The following is a 17,927-nucleotide window of genomic DNA, read 5'->3' on the forward strand; positions in this document are numbered from 1 at the left end:
CAGTGTGTAAGGGGGCTTCAGTAAAAGCGCCTTGGGCCTGGGCGGTTTTACTGAAGCCCCCTTACATGCAGCTCTCTGCCCTTCGGAACTCGTTTAGGCTCGAGGACAGCAACGAGCATGAAATGATGCTGAATGGGAAGTCGTTTATATATTGAACGCTATTTCAGCAGAACTAGATCACTTCAAAGCTACCCAACACCTTTTATTAGACATCTTCACCAATTGTGTTAATATTGTAACGTTTCTGTGTTTTTGAACGGTTAAAAGCCACGATGGCAAGGGAGGGACATCATGAGCATTTTTAAGAAACTTGGCTGGTACTTTCGGGCTGAGTGGCGAACTTATTTATTCGGGCTACTGGGGCTGTTGCTAACAGCCCTGTTTGCCATTATTCCGCCGCGAGTCATTGGGGTCGTTGTGGATTTGATCCACGATCAACGCTTAACGCGTCAGTCATTAATTTGGAATCTGGGTCTACTGTTGATTGCGGGTTTTGGTCAGTACGGCTCGCGATATATGTGGCGAACTGCAATTTGGGGTGCAGCTGCGAAACTAGAACAAACGTTACGACAACGCTTATTTGGCCATTACATGCAATTAGATCAATCCTTTTATCAGCGGTACCGAACTGGGGATTTGATGGCTCGGGCAACTAATGACCTTCAGGCGATTCAACGGGTGGCCGGTGGCGGTATTTTACAATTTGCGGATTCCATTATTACGGGTGGGACGACGCTGATCGCGATGATGACGTTGATCAATTGGCGGTTAACGTTGATTGCTGTCCTGCCGTTTCCGTTGTTAGCGGTCATGGCGTTTTATCTAGGCCAAAAGATCAACGTGGCCTTCCGTGATTCTCAAGCGGCGTTTTCACGACTCAATAATAAAGCCCAAGAGAGTATTAGTGGGGTCAAGGTGATTAAGAGTCTGGGTCAGGAACAAGAAGACATTGACGACTTTGAAGCGCAGGTGGATGAAACGATTAACGTTAATCGCCGGGTCAATCGACTTGATGCGCTGTTTGATCCGATCACCACGTTGATTATTGCGTTGGCCTACATGGCGACGATCGTCTTAGGTGGCTCGTTAGTGATGCAGCACGTGATCACCATTGGCAACTTAGTGTCATTTACGACTTACCTTGCATGATGATTTGGCCGATTTTTGCGGTCGGAATGCTGTTTAACACCATGGAACGTGGCAACGCTAGTTATGACCGGGTGATGCGGTTGATCAATGAAAAGTCACAGGTGATCGATCAACCCGATGGCGTGATGACCCGACCAAGTGGCACATTACGATTCGACATCACCGAGTTCCATTATCCAGATGACACGGCAATCGCGCTACACGACGTTGATTTTTCACTGGCAGCGGGCAAGACGCTTGGCATCGTTGGCCGGGTCGGTGCTGGCAAAACAACGATCATGCGGCTGTTGCTCCGCCAATTTGAACGGTATCAAGGGACGATTCAGTACGGTAAGACCGACATTTTAGATTACCGGTTAGACGCGTATTTGCCGGCAGTGGGTACGTGCCTCAGGATGGCTTTTTATTCTCAGCGTCAGTTCGGGACAATATTACGTTTGCGAAACCTGATGCCACACAAGCTGAGGTTGAACAAGTTGTTGCGATGAGTGGATTAGCGGATCAAATTAGCCACTTTGAGTCAGGTTATGACACACTGGTTGGCGAAGAAGGGGTGTCGCTTTCTGGTGGTCAACGGCAACGGCTTGCGATTGCGCGGGCATTGTTGATCGACCCAGAATTGTTGATTTTAGATGACGCGTTATCTGCGGTCGATGCGGAAACTGAAAGTCGTATTTTGACCAACTTACACGCTGACCGACATCAGAAAACGACGATCATTGCAGCCCACCGGTTAAGTTCGGTGATGCAAGCGGACGAAATTCTTGTGCTGGATGCAGGTGGCATCGCTGAACGGGGGACGCATGATGAGTTAATGGCTCAAGATGGTTGGTACCGACAGATGTTTGATCGACAAGCACTGGAAACGAAGGTTCAACAAGGGAGGCGAGATGACGATGAAAACGACTGAAAAACAATCAGTATGGGCGAAGAGTATGCCGATTAAGCAACAGATGCAGATCATCGGCCAATTGATTCGTTACGCCCGCCCGTATTGGAAATACTTTACGAGCGCAATTATTTTGGCGGCCCTGATTAGCGTCGTCAATATCTTGCTACCAATGATTATTCGAGTTTATATGGATAGTTACTTAAAGGTTGGTCGCGCGGACTTGCAGATCATGTGGTTCTTTGCAGGACTCTACTTGTTTGCGATGGTGATCAAAGCGGTAATGCAGTTTAGTCAGGCCTATCTGTACAGCATGGGCGCCGAGTATATGCTGGAAAGTGTCCGGCGACAACTTTTTCGAAAATTGCACCGCTTAGGCATGCGGTATTTTGACCAAGTGCCTGGTGGTTCGATCCTATCGCGGTTAACGAATGATACGATGTCGTTTACGACGTTTTGGCAGTTATTTAGCAGTTTAGTCGTGGCGTTCTTCTCGGTGGTGTCGTCCGTGGTTGCGATGTTGTTATTGGACGTTAGAATCGCTGGCTGGTTGCTTCTCTTTCTACCCATTTTGGCGGTCGTAGTGTGGTACTACCAGCGTTACAGTTCCAAAATTTACCGGCACATGCGTGAACGTCTAAGTGAGTTAAACGCCCGCTTGGCTGAGGCCATTACCGGAGTTAACGTAATCCAACAGTTTCGACAGGAAAAACGGATGAACGCAGCGTTTGAGGAAACGAACGGCAACTATTTCACTGCTCGGAAGGCCATGATTCGGGTCAACGCCTTACTCTTGAGTCCGCTGATCAACTTACTCTACGCACTTGGCGTAGTTGTTGTGCTTGGTCTACTTGGCATTCGCGGCATGGCAAGTTTTGTGCCGCTGGGATGGTGTATGCGTTTGTCACTTATCTGGACAACTTGTATAACCCAATGACTTCGATGATGGATAACTTGAGTGACTTTCAAGATGGTATCGTGTCAGGATCGCGGGTAATGGCGCTGATGGCGGATGAAACTGCCGCACCACAGCAATCGCCAGTTGCGGGTCGAACGGTGACGGCTGGAAAAATTGAATTTCAACATGTGTCGTTTTCTTATGATGGTGAAACGCCAATCTTAAAAGATGTTTCGTTTGTGGCAAAGCCGGGACAGACTGTAGCGCTAGTTGGTGAAACCGGGAGTGGTAAAACCTCCATCATCAACGTGCTGATGCGGTTTTATGAATTTCAGTCCGGTCGGGTTTTGATCGATGACCAAGATATTCGCACCTATTCAATGGCAGAATTGCGCCGAAAGTTCGGACTGGTATTGCAAGAACCCTTCCTGTTTTACGGCACGGTGGCGTCCAACATTCGGATGTTTGATCAAAAAATCTCTGATCGACAAGTTCGAGCGGCGGCCAAATTCGTCAGTGCGGATAAGATGATCGAAGCACTGCCACGGGGGTACGATTCCCGGGTCGTTGAGCGCGGGAGTGGTTACTCAAGCGGTCAACGCCAACTGATTTCATTTGCACGAACCGTAGTAACGGATCCTAAAGTACTTATTTTGGACGAGGCCACGGCTAATATTGATACGGAAACGGAACAAACGATTCAAACCAGTCTGGCAAAATTGCAGGCGGGCCGAACAACGATTGCGGTCGCGCATCGCTTGTCAACGATTCAAAATGCGGACTTGATTTTGGTGCTATCACGCGGCCAAATTATTGAACGGGGCACTAACGATGAGTTAATGGCGCAACGGGGAACGTATTACGATATGATTCAGTTGCAGAATAGTGCGCATTTGGATTAAGGAGAGAGTGTGTGAAATCAGGCGCTTAGAAGGTGGAGTGTAAGGGACTTCCGGTTAAACGCTCCCGGGTTTTGGGTGCGTTTAACCGGAAGTCCCTTACATGCAACCTTCTGCCTGATTTCGCGCGTTTAGGCTAGATGACAGAAAAAACACATCTGGTTTGATCCTTCAAAATAACACCGCATATTGCATCGCGTACTGTTGTGCAAAGCGTAACCAAAAACAGGGCACCAGCTCATTGCAAACTTGCAATGAGCTGGTGCCCTGTTTAGTTGTATCAATTGATGACTTAATGTTTCGCTTCATCAGGCGTATCCACATAATGGAACTCAGGATCAATCTCTTTGTCCAGTCGATCAAATCCAGCCTGCATCTGTTGTTCAATCTGCTTGAAGCCGGTTTCGTCAAGTTTGAGTTTGGGGTCAACGTAGAAGGGTTCGCCAAATGAAACGGTAACGGGTTTCCGTGTGAAAAGCTGTTTGAACGTCAATGGGCCTTGGTAGACGGTGGGCACAATTGGCACCTTGGATAACTTGGCGATAACCGCAACGCCACCCTTTAAATCTTGCGAGTGACGAGTCCCAGATGGAAACATGATGAGGGACAAGTCGCTCTTTTTAAGCAGACGGACGGGCGTTTTGATTGCGGATGGGCCAGGATTATCCCGGTTAACTGGAAACGCATTTGCGTGTTTGAGAATGTATCTCAAAATGGGATTTTTAAAGAGTTCGATTTTAGCCATAAAACTAAATTTTTTGGGACTGGCCGCCACTGCGTAGTAGATGGGGTCAAACCAGGTTCGGTGGGGGCCCACAAGGATGTAATTGCCTTCAGGTAGCCGGTCGGTATTCTCGTAATGGGCGTTGCCATTGACTAAGAATAAAATGATACGCACGACGACACGAATAAATGAATAAAACATCTGATAACCTCTCTTAACTTAAAGATGTATAATACTAATTGCATTTGAAACGTAGTCTGGTCGTTCGTGATAGCGAACTCTTGCCATTATAATGATAAATGCACTAAACATCAATGAAATGGGTGATAATTTGCCGACTCCCGAATTACAAGCTGGTGAACGGATCGACCAGTTGTACAGTCAAGATATTCAAATTATTCAAAGTAGTCAAGTTTTCTCGTTCTCACTGGACGCAGTATTACTGGCGCATTTTGCGAAGCCGCCAGTTAAGTCGACCGGTCGCATGGTAGATCTCTGTTCTGGTAATGGCGCAGTGGGCCTGTTTATGGCGCACCGAACCCGGGGAAAGATTGCGATGGTCGAATTACAATCACGGTTGGCGGACATGGCGCGGCGCTCAATCGCGTTGAATGGGTTAACCGACCAAATTACGGTCTATCAACAAGATCTTGCCACCATTACGGAACAAATTGACAAGGATAGTGTCGATGTGGTGGTTTGCAACCCACCGTATTTTGCGGATGAACCCGATAGCCGTAAAAATCCCAACCCTTATTTGGCGATTGCCCGACACGAAATCAAGACAACGCTGGAAACGACGATTCAGGTGACGAGTGATTTGTTGAAAATGAACGGTAAAGCTTACTTTGTCCACCGCCCAGACCGCTTCTTAGAATTGGCAACGCTGATGGGCGAACACCGGTTGGCCGTGAAACGAGTCCAATTTGTTTACCCTAAAGCTGGGCGAGATGCTAACATCGTGTTGGTTGAAGCAATTAAAGATGGCAAAGCAACGGGATTGAAAGTGCTACCATCACTGATGACGTACGATGAAAACAGTGAGTATTCTGCGTCAGTAAAGAAGATGCTCTATGGTGAGTGATTCAGAGGAAAAGTTTTACTTTTACGTGTTATTATGTGCGGATAAGACGTTGTATGGTGGGTATTCAACCGATGTTTATCGCCGTTTCAAACAACACGAAGCGGGGCGGGGCGCCAAGTATACGCGGGTCAAGCAGCGTCACCCGTTAAAACTTGTGTATTATGAAACTTTTTCAACTAAGACAGCGGCACTGAAAGCAGAGTACGCGTTTAAACATCAGTCCCGTAAGCGTAAGCTCGCGTATTTGGCCGAACATGGTATCACGTTGGATTTATAGTGCGATTCGGTGAAAGTTGTGTTTTTCTGCACATTTTTTGTAATATTTGCTGGAAACGCTTATCAATGAGGTTAAAACGTGCTAGTATAATAACAGATTCGCGAAATGGAGGAAACAATTGTGAAAATTATTGCATATGGTATTCGTGACGATGAAAAGCCTTACCTAGACCAATGGTCAGAGGAAAAGGGTATCGAAGTTAAGGCAGTTGCCGAATTATTAGACGAAACAACTGTTGATCAAGCTAAGGGGTATGATGGTGCTGTTGTATACCAACAAAAGCCATACACTGCTGAAGTATTGGACAAGTTAGCTAGCTTCGGTATCAAGTCACTATCATTGCGTAACGTTGGTGTTGATAACATTGATGCGGACGCTATCAAGCGTAACGGCATCAAAGTGACTAACGTACCTGCATATTCACCAAACGCTATCGCTGAATTAACGGCCACTCAATTGATGCGTCTTCTTCGTCGGACGAACACGTTCGATCGTAAGATTGCTAACGGTGACTTACGTTGGGCTCCGGATATCGCTGATGAATTAGACCAAATGACTGTTGGTGTGATTGCTACTGGCCGGATCGGCCGTAAAGCCATCAACATCTACAAGGGCTTCGGTGCTAAGATCGTTGCTTACGATATCTTCCACAACCCAGAATTGGAAAAGGAAGGCATCTACGTTGATACCTTGGACGAATTATACGCCCAAGCTGACGTTATCTCATTGCACTCCCCAGCTACGAAGGAAAACGAACACATGCTTGATGACGACGCTTCAGCAAGATGAAGGATGGCGTGTTCATCTTGAACCTGCTCGTGGTGCCTTGATTGACACTGACGCTTTGATCCGTGCTTTGGATTCAGGCAAGGTTGGCGGTGCTGCCCTTGACGTTTACGAAAACGAAGTTGGGATCTTCAACACGGACTTTGGTAGCTTCGATGCTATTCCAGACGAACGTTTGAAGAACTTGATCAAGCGCGAAAACGTCTTGGTAACGCCACACATCGCGTTCTACACTAAGACTGCTGCCAAGAACATGACTCAATTTGCCTTGACCAGCAACGTTAACTTAATTGAAAAGGGTACTGACGAAAGCGAAGTTAAGTTCGATTAATTTCGGTCATTATCTATGAATGAACAAAAGGTCATCAACGCTGTTAAATCAGCGTTGATGACCTTTTGTTGTAGAATATACATCTAAGTTAGAAAGGCCCATCAACTTTCGATAGGGTTTGATGTTTGTTAGTTTGTATTATTCGTATATAAGTGCACCTAAATTATTATAGTTTTCAGGTGAACTGAAGCTTAGCTCAATCGGCGCGGTATCGCTAACTAGTTCCCAGGTGGCGACTGTGGTGACGGTTTCACCTGGATTAACGTATTCGGAATCATCCACGATTTGGGCTGCATCGTAATAGGCTGAATCATCAGCTACCCAACCTTCTGAGAGAGTTTTGGTGACTGAGCCACATTTTGCGTTGCGTCAATACATTCAATCAACAATAGGGATAGATCAACTTTTTCAGAAGTAGTATTGGTATAGCGGATAAAAACCAAAAAGTTATCGTCATTAAAATCGCTTGGTTCTATTGCAGTTTCTCCAAATGTGATTTTTCCTTGCTTAAGTACGAGTGTATCAGTAGAATCTGAAAAATATTCTTTTTTTCGCTTTGGTTGAATAGTTACTGTATCAGTAACGCGTGCAGTTACCGTTTTTGAAGCTTTTGCATAACCTTTTTTAGTTGCAGTTAGTTTAATTTTCCAATTTTTCTTGATGCCTTTTAGTTTAAAAGTAAAGTGACTTGTTTTTATGGAGGAAGATTTTAAAATCTTTTTTCCGTGGTAGATTGTGATTTTTGACCCTGTTTTTGCAATCCCGGATAATTTTCCATCCTTAAGTACAACACTAGAAAGCGTCTGGTGTTTGAGCGAGTGTTTCTTGGCCAATGCTGTATTGTTTGTTACGGTAGTTCCCGCAAGGACACTTAATAAAGTGACGGACGTGAGAGCTATCTTATTCATATAAATAACCACCCTAAAATATCAGCTTTTAATGTCATCAGTATTTGGACAAATAATAAAATTAGTTAACTTTGTTAATTATTATGAGGCCAAAATAAAAGCCACAAATACTGTTAGGGCGGTATTTGTAGCTTAAAGTGTAGAAATTATCTAATAAGTCGTCACCGACATCGCCTGCAACAACTCTGCAAGCTCCTCCGGCGTTTCGACCGTTTGATCCGGAATGTAGTCTTGGTTAGGCAATTCTAACTGGCGGTGGTTAAACCAAAAGGCGTGCCAGCCAGCTTGTTTGGCGCCGACCATGTCAGTCAAAAAGTTGTCGCCAATGTAGACCACTTCGTTAGCCTGCAAGTTCAACATCCGGTTGAAATAGGTAAAAATGCGCGCATCAGGCTTCTTCAAACCGACTTCGTCTGAAATCACCATGTTGGCCCGTTTAAACCAGTGGTGTAAATCAAGTTGTAAGGCCTTTTCAGATTGACGTTCGGCCGGACCATTGGTAATGATACCAAGTTCGTAGTGGTCCTTAAGCAGTGATAAATGGTGCCGAATCTCTGAAAAAAGGTCAATGTGAGTCATTTCTTGTTGATAACGTTCCCAAAATGCCGTCCATACTGAAGGGGTCAAAGCAGGTAAAGCATGCTGTTTAAGCACCTGATTTAAGGCTCAGCGGCGTGGCTGATATTGGAAGTCTCAATATGCGTCACCTGATCCGTTAGCCGCTTGAACGTGTTGAATAAGTCCGCGACAACGTGGCTAGGTACCGTTGGCGCGTTCCATACGGAATCAAGCGCCTGCTGGAACGGTTGCTGTTGATCATATAGAGTATCGTCAAGATCAAAAACGATGGCTTTGATCATAGTTGGTTCCTCCTCGCAGTTCTGCGAAGAGTATTGTAACACAAATGTAACATTAATCACAACTTTTTTTGCAAATGCCCCTTGTTGAGTTGATAACCAGTTTAAAAACAGGTATACTATTTGACGGCATATCGCCACAATTCACACTCTGGGCAATACCAAGAGCAGTGCTCGCAAGAGTTCTCCTGGTAGTCGAACTCAGAGGAGGAAAAAACTTTTATGGAGGCTATTTCATGGCTGTTATTACAATGAAACAATTACTTGAAGCAGGTGTCCACTTCGGTCACCAAACTCGTCGTTGGAACCCAAAGATGAAGGAATACATCTTTACTGAACGTAACGGGATCTACATCATCGACTTACAAAAGACGGTTAAGTTGATTGACAATGCTTACAACTTCGTTAAGGACGAAGCATCTAAGGGTGCCGTTGTTCTCTTCGTTGGGACTAAGAAGCAAGCACAAGATTCAATTGCTGAAGAAGCAACTCGTGCCGGTCAATACTTCGTTAACCACCGTTGGTTAGGTGGGACCTTGACTAACTGGAACACCATCCAAACTCGGATCAAGCGTTTGAAGGATCTGAAGAAGATGGCTGAAGACGGTACTTTTGATCGTTTGCCTAAGAAGGAAGTTTCATTACTTAAGAAGCAAACTGATAAGCTCGAACGTTTCTTAGGCGGTATCGAAGATATGCCTAAGTTGCCTGACGTAATGTTTGTTGTTGACCCTCGCAAGGAACAAATCGCGGTTAAGGAAGCTCAAAAGTTGAACATCCCAATCGTAGCGATGGTTGATACCAACACTGATCCAGATGATATCGATGTTATCATCCCTTCTAACGATGACGCTATCCGTGCCGTTCGCTTGATCACAAGCAAGATGGCTGATGCCGTTATCGAAGGCCGTCAGGGTGAAGACGAAGCCGAACAAGCTGCTGCTGCTGCAAACGCAACTGCTGAAGGCGACGATGCTTCAAACGACAACGCTGCTGAATAGTTAAAACACTTACCATAAGTTAAAGACCATCAGTGCTAGGCTGGCTTGAAAATGTGGACCCGCGAGGCCTGATATTTTTGGGCCAGCCTTTTGCTTTGGTGATTGAAACAGCATAATTTAAGGAGGCCATACAATGGCAAGCATTACTGCAAAATTAGTCAAAGAACTTCGTGATAAGACCAGCGTCGGTATGATGGACGCAAAGAAAGCCCTCGTCGCAACTGACGGTGACATGGAAAAAGCAGTCGACTTTTTACGTGAAAAGGGTATCGCTAAAGCTGAAAAGAAGAGCGGCAACGTCGCAGCTAACGGTTTAGCACAAATCGCCGTTAACGGTAACGTCGCAGCTATTACTGAAGTTAACTCTGAAACCGACTTCGTTGCAACTAACGATCGTTTCAAGACGTTGGTTAACACGATCACTGATTTGATTGCAGCTAACAAGCCAGCTGATGTTGACGCTGCGCTTCAATTGAAGAACGATGCTGGTCAAAGCATCGCTGATTTGATCATCGAACAAACGCAAGTGACTTCAGAACACACGTCACTTCGTCGGTTCGCAGTTGTTGAAAAGGCAGACGGCGATTCATTCGGTGCCTACTTACACAACGGTGGCCAAATTGCTGCCTTGGTTGTCTTAGAAGGTGCTGATGAAGCAACTGCTAAGAACGTTGCAATGCACGTTGCAGCCGTTAACCCAGAATTCGTTTCTCGTGATGATATTCCAGCAGAACGTTTGGATCACGAACGCGAAGTCTTGAAGAAGGAAGCCTTGAACGAAGGCAAGCCTGAAAAGATCGTTGAAAAGATGGTCGAAGGTCGTCTCCGGAAGTCTTGTCAGAAATTAGCTTGGCTGACCAAGAATTCGTTATGGACTCTGACCAAACTGTCAGCCAATACGTTGCTTCAAAGGGTGGCAAGTTGAAGTGCTTTGTTCGCTACGAAGTTGGTGAAGGTATCGAAGTTGAAGTTAAAGACTTCCAAGACGAAGTTAACAGTCAAATCAACGGTTAATCCGTCGCATTTTAAAAGATGTACGTTTTTGAGTACATCTTTTTTATGCAATCATTCCGATTAAGAACCCTGGCCAGTTTTGCACGAAAGATTCGGTTTCGGCCAACAATCCCGGGGTTCTTTTGGTATAATAGTTGTATGCAGTCTAATCACTGTTGTTCCGTGGTGATCAACGATGATCGGCTAATCGATCGGGCCAGAACGGGCCTTAGTTAGATAGCGTGCGTAACTGAAAGCGCGTTGTTCCTAAAAATTTGGTAAAATCAACCAAGTTGTTCAGCCATTTGGACCGATAATCTTCACAGTGATTATCAGTTCGTGATAGAATCAAACCAGGAAACTAATAGGAGGCTCACAATGTCGGACTTAAAATACAAACGCGTCGTTCTTAAGCTAAGTGGCGAAGCATTAGCAGGTGACCAAGGATTTGGGATTCACCCACCAGTTATTAAAACAGTGGCTAAGGAAATTAAAGATGTTTTTGACTTAGGTCTTCAGATTGGGATCGTTGTTGGTGGCGGTAACATGTGGCGTGGCGAATCTGGTGCTCAAATGGGCATGGAACGCGCGCAAGCCGATTACATTGGCATGTTAGGGACCATCATGAACGCCTTGGCCCTCCAAGATAACTTGGAATCATTAGGGTACCAACCCGGGTTCAAACCTCAATTGAGATGCGGGCAATCGCAGAACCATACATCCGTCGTAAGGCAATGCGTCACTTGGAAAAAGAACGCGTCGTCATTTTCGCTGGTGGGACTGGTAGTCCTTACTTCTCAACGGATACGACTGCCGCATTACGGGCTGCTGAAATCAACGCGGATGCCATTTTAATGGCCAAGAATGGGGTTGACGGGGTTTACTCTGCTGATCCTAACGTTGATTCAAGTGCCGTTAAGTTCGACACGTTGACGCACATGGACATTATTAACAAAGGGTTGCACGTCATGGATTCAACGGCAAGTACGTTGTCGATGGATAACGATATTCCATTGGTCGTGTTCAACTTGAATAAACCAGGTAACATTAAGAAGGTTGTGCTCGGTGATGACATCGGCACAACGGTAAGGGGGAAATAATCGTGGCAAATCCAATTATTACTGAAGCACAAACAAAGATGAAGAAGGCCGAACAAGCACTGAGTCGTGAATTCGGTACCATTCGGGCTGGCCGGGCCAACGCTAGCCTGTTAACTCGGGTGACGGTTGAATACTACGGCGTTGAAACGCCAATCAACCAAGTGGCAGCCATTACGGTGCCTGAACCACGGGTGATTTTGGTGACCCCGTTTGACAAGTCTGCCTTACAAGACGTTGAAAAGGGCATCCTTGAATCTGATTTAGGTATCACCCCAGCCAACGATGGTTCTGCCATTCGGTTGGTTGTGCCACAATTAACTGAAGAACGTCGTAAGGAACTTGCTAAGCAGGTTCGTGGCGTTGCTGAAGGTGGCAAAGTGGCTGTTCGTAACGTCCGGCGTGAAGCCATGGACGCTTTGAAGAAGGGCCACAAGAATGGTGACTTTACGGATGATGACTTGCATGGTTTGGAAAAAGACGTGCAAAAAGTGACCGACAAGGCCATCAAGGACATCGATCAGTTAACTGACGAAAAAGAACAAGAAATCATTGCAGGTTAATCTGTAAGTAAAGGAAGGTCTCAGGCATGGCAAACGATGATGAACAAGTAGAAATTACGCCCGGAACTCCCGAATTCGGTAAAATGGTGTTTAAGTTAACGAACGCCCCTACCGCTGAAAGTCTTCCCGTGTTGAACTATAACGGAAACGAACTTCAAGAAATCGAAGACGGTGTTTTTTCACAACCCGCATACGTGGATGACAACTTTAACCTCTTCTTCATTATTACGCAGCTAATTGGAGAAGACTGGATCGTTGCCTTTTCAAAGGCCACGATTGAAAATGAATCAGATATCACGGATCTAAGTGAACCAATTCCAACCGGTGAAGGGTTGAATATGCTTGGTGAAGTTAGCCCAGAAGACGCCAACAACTTACTTCAGTATTTTAATACGTTGGCTGATGCCAACCGGGGCGAGTGGCGCTTACTCGAGTAACCATTGAGATTCTGTTAAATATTAACGGTCAAACAGAGTTGGGGATAGTCGCCAACTCTGTTTTTTGGTATGATGAAGTTTTGTAAAGTTAATTTGGAGGTGCCATCGTGTTTTCTTGGTTAAATAAAAAGGACCAGGCAGCTATTCCGGCCGACCTGGAACTAGATCCTGATCATATTCCCACGCACGTCGCGATTATTATGGATGGTAACGGTCGTTGGGCGCAACAGCGGCATTTGCCCCGAGTTGCTGGGCATAAGCAGGGGATGGATACGGTTAAAGTCATCACCGCAGCTGCCAGCGACCTTGGCATTAAGGTGCTGACGTTGTATGCTTTTTCCACTGAAAATTGGAAACGGCCAAAAGATGAAGTAAACTACTTAATGAAGTTACCGGTCGATTTTTTTGATACGTTTGTGCCGGATTTGATTGCCCACAACGTTCGGGTGAACGTGATGGGTTACGTGGATCAATTACCTAAGTTTACACAGGAGCTGTAAACCGCGCAATTGAACAAACCAAGGATTGCACCGGCATGGTGTTGAACTTTGCGTTAAACTATGGTGGTCGGGCTGAAATTACGACGGCTGTCCAATCAATTGTGGCCGATGCGACAGCGGGTAACTTAACGGCTGAAGATGTCGATGATGACCTGATTAGTTCACGGCTAATGACCGCACCACTCGGTGAGTATGCTGATCCGGAAGTTGTGATTCGAACGTCGGGTGAAAAGCGGCTCTCTAACTTCTTGCTGTGGCAGATTGCCTACAGTGAATTTATTTTCATGGGGCCACACTGGCCTGAATTTACACCAGCGTTGCTGGCTGAAGCAGTTTATGAATACCAACACCGAAAACGGCGGTTTGGCGGGTTAACAAATAAGTAACTAGGGGAAAAGGAGTTCAAACTATGAGACAACGGGTCATTACTGCAGTTGTTGCCCTCATCATTTTCATCCCAATCATCATTGCGGGTGGTATCTGGGTTGAATTGGCAGCGGCTGTATTAGGGTTAGTGGCGTTATCAGAGTTATTAGTCATGCGCAAAAAGTTAATTGTATCTTGGGAGGCCTTTTTATCGGGAATCGCAGTGCTGTTAGTGATTTTGCCAGATTATTGGCAAGCGTTGTTACCACGGCATCTTAGTTTTGCGTTCATCGTTTACATCGTCGTCATTTTACTGATGATCTACACGGTTTTCTCAAAGAACCGGTTTTCATTTGATGATGCCGCAGTGTTAACGTTGGGCGTGATGTACATCGGATTTGGGTTCCACTACTTTATCGTTGCCCGGGGTACGGGTAGTCAAGGACTTGCATCATTGTTCTTTGCGCTATTGATTGTTTGGATCACTGATAGTGGCGCCTATATGATTGGCCGTAAATTAGGCCGGCATAAGTTGGCGCCCCATATTAGCCCCAACAAAACTTGGGAAGGTTCGATTGGCGGAACAGTGGTTGCAACGATCATTGTCGGCATTTACTGCTACTTCTTCCCTCAAGGGGACAAGTCATTGCTGACGACCGTACTATTCACGATTGTGTTATCAGTTATCGGTCAATTAGGCGATTTAGTTGAATCTGCCTTGAAACGGTACTATGGTGTTAAAGATTCTGGTAAAATCTTACCTGGGCACGGTGGCATCTTAGATCGATTCGATAGTTTGTTATTGGTACTGCCAGCCTTGCACTTATTCGGGTTTATTTAACCAAGATTAGTTGTCAAATTGGTAATCGGGTAAGTTGACACCAATGTGTTGACTGTCGGTTGAGAGACTCTGTTGGCAGCCTTGTTGGTGTCGCTCTTGCGCAGATAATGTCCGTGTCGAGAGTCGCATAATTATAATTACGGAAGGATCGACGCTTGTGATAACGACCATTATTACCTTTATCATCGTGTTTGGCCTGATCGTGTTCATTCACGAATTTGGGCACTTTTACTTTGCGAAGCGGGCTGGGATCTTAGTCCGAGAATTTTCAATTGGAATGGGACCGAAGCTGTTTAACTATCGCACGTCCGAAACGACCTACACGTTGCGGTTGCTTCCCGTTGGGGGCTACGTCCGGATGGCCGGTGGGGATGATGACGAAGATGAGTTAAAACCGGGGACCCCGGTCAGCCTTTACATTGGTGAAGATAATCAGGTCACTCGGATCAATACCAGTCAAAAGACCACGTTATTTAACGGGGTACCCTTGTCTGTTACGGCAACTGACCTTGAGGATGAACTCTGGATTGAAGGGTATGAGAACGGGGATGAATCCGAGGTCAAACGGTACGCCGTTGCTCACAATGCAACGGTGATCGAAAAGGACGGGACTGAAGTTCGAATTGCCCCGAAGGACGTTCAATTTCAATCGGCAAGTCTGGGCCATCGGTTGATGACGAACTTTGCCGGGCCGATGAATAACTTTATCTTGGCCATTGTTGTGTATACGGTGCTGACCTTCGTGATTGGTGGCGTGACCAACAATAGTAATCGGGTGGCTCCAATGAGCACCGATGTCACGGTTGCACGGGATGCCGGCCTTAAAAACGGCGATGTGATTACCGCCGTTGCTGGTAAAAAGGTTACCGATTGGGCAACCTTGTCGGGTCAAATTCAAAAACGCGCTAACCAAAAGACACAGGTGACGGTTGACCGCAATGGTAAAACCAAGCAGTTGACCTTAACGCCAAAGGCCAAAAAGGTTGAAAATAAAACCGTGGGGGCCATCGGCATCACGCAGTATCGCGACCATTCGTTGCCAGCCATGCTGGTTTCAGGCTTCACGCAAACTTGGCAGATGACGGTTCGATTACTCACAGCTATTTGGAGTATGGTTTCCGGTCACTTTAGTTTAAATGATTTGGGCGGGCCAGTTGCCATCTTTGCAACCACGTCAACGGCAACCTCGGAAGGGCTGGCTGGGGTCTTAAACTTCCTAGCCTTTCTGTCGCTAAACTTGGGAATTGTTAATTTATTACCAATTCCTGCGCTAGATGGTGGTAAAATATTACTTAATGTGATTGAAGGTATTCGACGCAAGCCATTGTCAGAAAACGTTGAAACTGCCATTACCTTAGTTGGGGTCGTCTTTTTGGTAGTCTTAATGTTACTAGTGACATGGAATGATATCGAACGATACTTTATAAAATAAGTAAACTAAAGGAGTTTTATCGAGAATGAAACAATCAAAGATGCTTATTCCCACGTTGAAAGAGGTTCCAAGTGACGCCGAAGCGTTAAGTCACAAAATGATGCTCCGTGGTGGCTACATTCGTCAGGTGACTGCCGGCATGTATGCTTACTTACCACTGGCTTTTCGGGTGTTAACCAACATTGAAACGATTATTCGTGAAGAAATGGAAAAAATTGACGCCGTTGAAATGGTCGTCCCAGCCGTTCTGCCAGCCCAACTTTGGAAGGATTCAGGCCGGTATGATACTTACGGGCCAACTTTGTTCAAGTTCAAGAACCGTCATGATACGGACTTTATCTTAGGCCCAACCCACGAAGAAACCTTTACAACATTGATTCGCGATAACATCAAATCATACAAGAAGTTACCATTGACCTTGTATCAGATTCAAGCGAAGTATCGGGATGAAGAACGGCCTCGCTATGGGTTGTTACGTGGTCGGGAATTCGTGATGAAGGATGCTTATTCATTCTCAACGAACTATGATGATCTAGATGACGTTTACCGGAAGATGGAATCTGCTTACCGCAACGTCTTTGACCGGATCGGTTTGAACTACCGGACGATTATTGGTGACGCTGGTGCCATGGGTGGTAAGGATTCGAAGGAATTTTCTGCGATTGCGCCCGTTGGTGAAGATACCATTGTTTACTCAGACGCCTCTGATTACGCTGCTAACTTGGAAATGGCAACGAGCTTGTACGTGCCAAAGAAATCGCACGCTGCTCAAGCTGACCTTGAAAAAGTGGCAACTGGTGACGCCAAGACCATTGATGCCGTTTCAGAAAAGTTGGACATCGATGCCACTAAGCTGATCAAGAGCTTATTGTACATTGCGGACGAAAAGCCTGTTTTGGCCTTAGTTCGTGGCGACCACGAATTAAACGAAGTGAAGTTGAAGAACTACCTGTCAGCGGACTTCTTAGCCCCAGCAACCAATGACGAAGCCGTTAAATACCTTGGTGCATCATTTGGCGCCTTAGGACCAGTTGGTGTCAGTGATGATGTCACGATCTTAGCTGACCAATACGTTCAAGACATGGTCAATGCCGTTTGTGGTGCGAACGAAGATGGGTTCCATTACATCAACGTCAACGCTGAACGTGATTTCAACGTGAACGCCTTCGTTGACTTGCGGACGGTTCAAGAAGGTGACGTATCACCAGACGGTACCGGGACATTGCAATTCACTCGTGGAATCGAAATCGGTCACATCTTTAAGTTAGGAACTCGTTATTCAGAATCTCTGGATGCAAAGGTGCTTGACGAAAATGGTCGGAGTGTGCCAGTGATCATGGCTCATACGGCATCGGGGTTAGCCGGTTATTATCTGCAATTGCCGAACAACAAGCTGATGAAAATGGTCTGGTTTGGCCACAAGCCATCGCACCATTTGACTTGCACGTGATCCCAGTGAACACGAAGGATGACACACAAGTTGCTGTTGCAGATCAACTTGACGAACAGTTAACTGCTGCGGGCTACAAGGTCTTATTGGATGACCGGAAAGAACGCGCCGGTGTTAAGTTTGCTGATTCTGATTTGATTGGGTTACCAGTTCGAATCACGGTCGGTAAGAAGGCTGCTGACGGAATCGTTGAAATTAAGATCCGTAAGACCGGTGAAACCGTTGAAGTCAAAGTTGACGAAGTTCAAAACACGGTTGCAATTTTATTAAAGGGTTCTGATAACGAGACCGAAGCGAACGCCTAGGGTATCGTTACAATTTGATTGATAAGTAAGTTTGAGATGGGTCCGAAAACAAAACAATTGTTTTGTCTCGGGCCCATTTTAGAGACTTTAGACGTTGCACGTTAACCGACAGCGATGCCGGTTAGTGCGTGACGGTCAGC

Annotated in this window: 11 protein-coding genes and 7 pseudogenes; 14 read left to right on the top strand and 4 right to left on the bottom strand. The window is 45.8% G+C overall.

Annotation, left to right across the window (positions count from 1 at the left end):
* The first annotated feature begins 291 nt into the window (after positions 1–291).
* Positions 292–2,059 (top strand): annotated as a pseudogene (locus JCM2765_RS02955) (ABC transporter ATP-binding protein).
* A pseudogene (locus JCM2765_RS02960) lies at positions 2,046–3,838 on the top strand (ABC transporter ATP-binding protein). Before JCM2765_RS02955 ends, JCM2765_RS02960 begins: the two co-directional pseudogenes overlap by 14 nt.
* Positions 3,839–4,127: 289 nt before the next feature.
* On the opposite strand, the gene JCM2765_RS02965 reads toward JCM2765_RS02960, so the two are convergent.
* Complete coding sequence (locus tag JCM2765_RS02965) at positions 4,128–4,760, bottom strand: lysophospholipid acyltransferase family protein (protein ID WP_054733544.1); 633 nt, start codon at positions 4,758–4,760, stop codon at positions 4,128–4,130.
* A 130-nt stretch (positions 4,761–4,890) separates the two neighbouring features.
* Between JCM2765_RS02965 and JCM2765_RS02970 the strand changes: the two genes are divergently transcribed.
* The 3 genes and pseudogenes from JCM2765_RS02970 to JCM2765_RS02980 all read left to right on the top strand — a co-directional run bounded on the left by JCM2765_RS02970 (position 4,891) and on the right by JCM2765_RS02980 (position 7,037).
* A complete protein-coding gene (locus tag JCM2765_RS02970; RefSeq protein WP_225351946.1) occupies positions 4,891–5,643 on the top strand; it encodes a tRNA1(Val) (adenine(37)-N6)-methyltransferase in 753 nt (250 codons plus the stop codon).
* Complete coding sequence (locus JCM2765_RS02975; RefSeq protein ID WP_054733550.1) at positions 5,633–5,920, top strand: GIY-YIG nuclease family protein; 288 nt, start codon at positions 5,633–5,635, stop codon at positions 5,918–5,920. Before JCM2765_RS02970 ends, JCM2765_RS02975 begins: the two co-directional genes overlap by 11 nt.
* Positions 5,921–6,040: 120 nt before the next feature.
* A pseudogene (locus JCM2765_RS02980) lies at positions 6,041–7,037 on the top strand (D-2-hydroxyacid dehydrogenase).
* 317 nt (positions 7,038–7,354) lie between these two features.
* Here the strand turns inward: JCM2765_RS02980 and JCM2765_RS02985 are convergent.
* The 3 genes from JCM2765_RS02985 to JCM2765_RS02995 form a co-directional block, all read right to left on the bottom strand.
* Entirely contained in the window at positions 7,355–7,945 is a 591-nt protein-coding gene (locus JCM2765_RS02985) for a hypothetical protein (protein ID WP_054733553.1), read from the bottom strand.
* 150 nt (positions 7,946–8,095) lie between these two features.
* A complete protein-coding gene (locus tag JCM2765_RS02990; RefSeq protein ID WP_054733555.1) occupies positions 8,096–8,599 on the bottom strand; it encodes an HAD-IA family hydrolase in 504 nt (167 codons plus the stop codon).
* 5 nt (positions 8,600–8,604) lie between these two features.
* A complete protein-coding gene (locus JCM2765_RS02995) occupies positions 8,605–8,805 on the bottom strand; it encodes a hypothetical protein (RefSeq protein WP_054733558.1) in 201 nt (66 codons plus the stop codon).
* Between the two features lie 233 nt (positions 8,806–9,038).
* On the opposite strand from JCM2765_RS02995, the gene rpsB reads away from it, so the two are divergent.
* The 9 genes and pseudogenes from rpsB (at position 9,039) to JCM2765_RS03040 (ending at position 17,787) form a co-directional block, all read left to right on the top strand.
* A complete protein-coding gene (gene rpsB, locus JCM2765_RS03000) occupies positions 9,039–9,803 on the top strand; it encodes a 30S ribosomal protein S2 (protein ID WP_054733560.1) in 765 nt (254 codons plus the stop codon).
* Positions 9,804–9,936: 133 nt separating this feature from the next.
* Positions 9,937–10,817: pseudogene (tsf, locus tag JCM2765_RS03005) on the top strand (translation elongation factor Ts).
* Positions 10,818–11,174: 357 nt separating this feature from the next.
* A pseudogene (gene pyrH / locus JCM2765_RS03010) lies at positions 11,175–11,896 on the top strand (UMP kinase).
* 2 nt (positions 11,897–11,898) lie between these two features.
* Complete coding sequence (frr, locus tag JCM2765_RS03015) at positions 11,899–12,456, top strand: ribosome recycling factor (protein WP_082404970.1); 558 nt, start codon at positions 11,899–11,901, stop codon at positions 12,454–12,456.
* A gap of 26 nt (positions 12,457–12,482) precedes the next feature.
* Entirely contained in the window at positions 12,483–12,893 is a 411-nt protein-coding gene (locus tag JCM2765_RS03020; RefSeq protein ID WP_054733567.1) for a hypothetical protein, read from the top strand.
* Positions 12,894–13,000: 107 nt separating this feature from the next.
* Positions 13,001–13,779: pseudogene (gene uppS, locus JCM2765_RS03025) on the top strand (undecaprenyl pyrophosphate synthase).
* A gap of 23 nt (positions 13,780–13,802) precedes the next feature.
* Positions 13,803–14,600, top strand: a complete 798-nt coding sequence (locus JCM2765_RS03030; protein WP_054733569.1) for a phosphatidate cytidylyltransferase — start codon at positions 13,803–13,805, stop codon at positions 14,598–14,600.
* A 157-nt stretch (positions 14,601–14,757) separates the two neighbouring features.
* Positions 14,758–16,032, top strand: a complete 1,275-nt coding sequence (rseP, locus tag JCM2765_RS03035; protein ID WP_054733572.1) for an RIP metalloprotease RseP — start codon at positions 14,758–14,760, stop codon at positions 16,030–16,032.
* 25 nt (positions 16,033–16,057) lie between these two features.
* A pseudogene (locus JCM2765_RS03040) lies at positions 16,058–17,787 on the top strand (proline--tRNA ligase).
* The last annotated feature ends 140 nt before the right edge of the window (positions 17,788–17,927 follow it).

The sequence above is a fragment of the Secundilactobacillus similis DSM 23365 = JCM 2765 genome (assembly GCF_001311075.1).
Lineage (GTDB): Bacteria > Bacillota > Bacilli > Lactobacillales > Lactobacillaceae > Secundilactobacillus > Secundilactobacillus similis.

Bases quoted from the DNA above. Each gene is read 5' to 3' on its own strand.
- JCM2765_RS02965 (WP_054733544.1), bottom strand. From the start codon at position 4,760: ATGTTTTATTCATTTATTCGTGTCGTCGTGCGTATCATTTTATTCTTA.
- JCM2765_RS02975 (WP_054733550.1), top strand. From the start codon at position 5,633: ATGGTGAGTGATTCAGAGGAAAAGTTTTACTTTTACGTGTTATTATGT.
- JCM2765_RS02985 (WP_054733553.1), bottom strand. From the start codon at position 7,945: ATGAATAAGATAGCTCTCACGTCCGTCACTTTATTAAGTGTCCTTGCG.
- JCM2765_RS02995 (WP_054733558.1), bottom strand. From the start codon at position 8,805: ATGATCAAAGCCATCGTTTTTGATCTTGACGATACTCTATATGATCAA.
- rpsB (WP_054733560.1), top strand. From the start codon at position 9,039: ATGGCTGTTATTACAATGAAACAATTACTTGAAGCAGGTGTCCACTTC.
- JCM2765_RS03020 (WP_054733567.1), top strand. From the start codon at position 12,483: ATGGCAAACGATGATGAACAAGTAGAAATTACGCCCGGAACTCCCGAA.
- JCM2765_RS03030 (WP_054733569.1), top strand. From the start codon at position 13,803: ATGAGACAACGGGTCATTACTGCAGTTGTTGCCCTCATCATTTTCATC.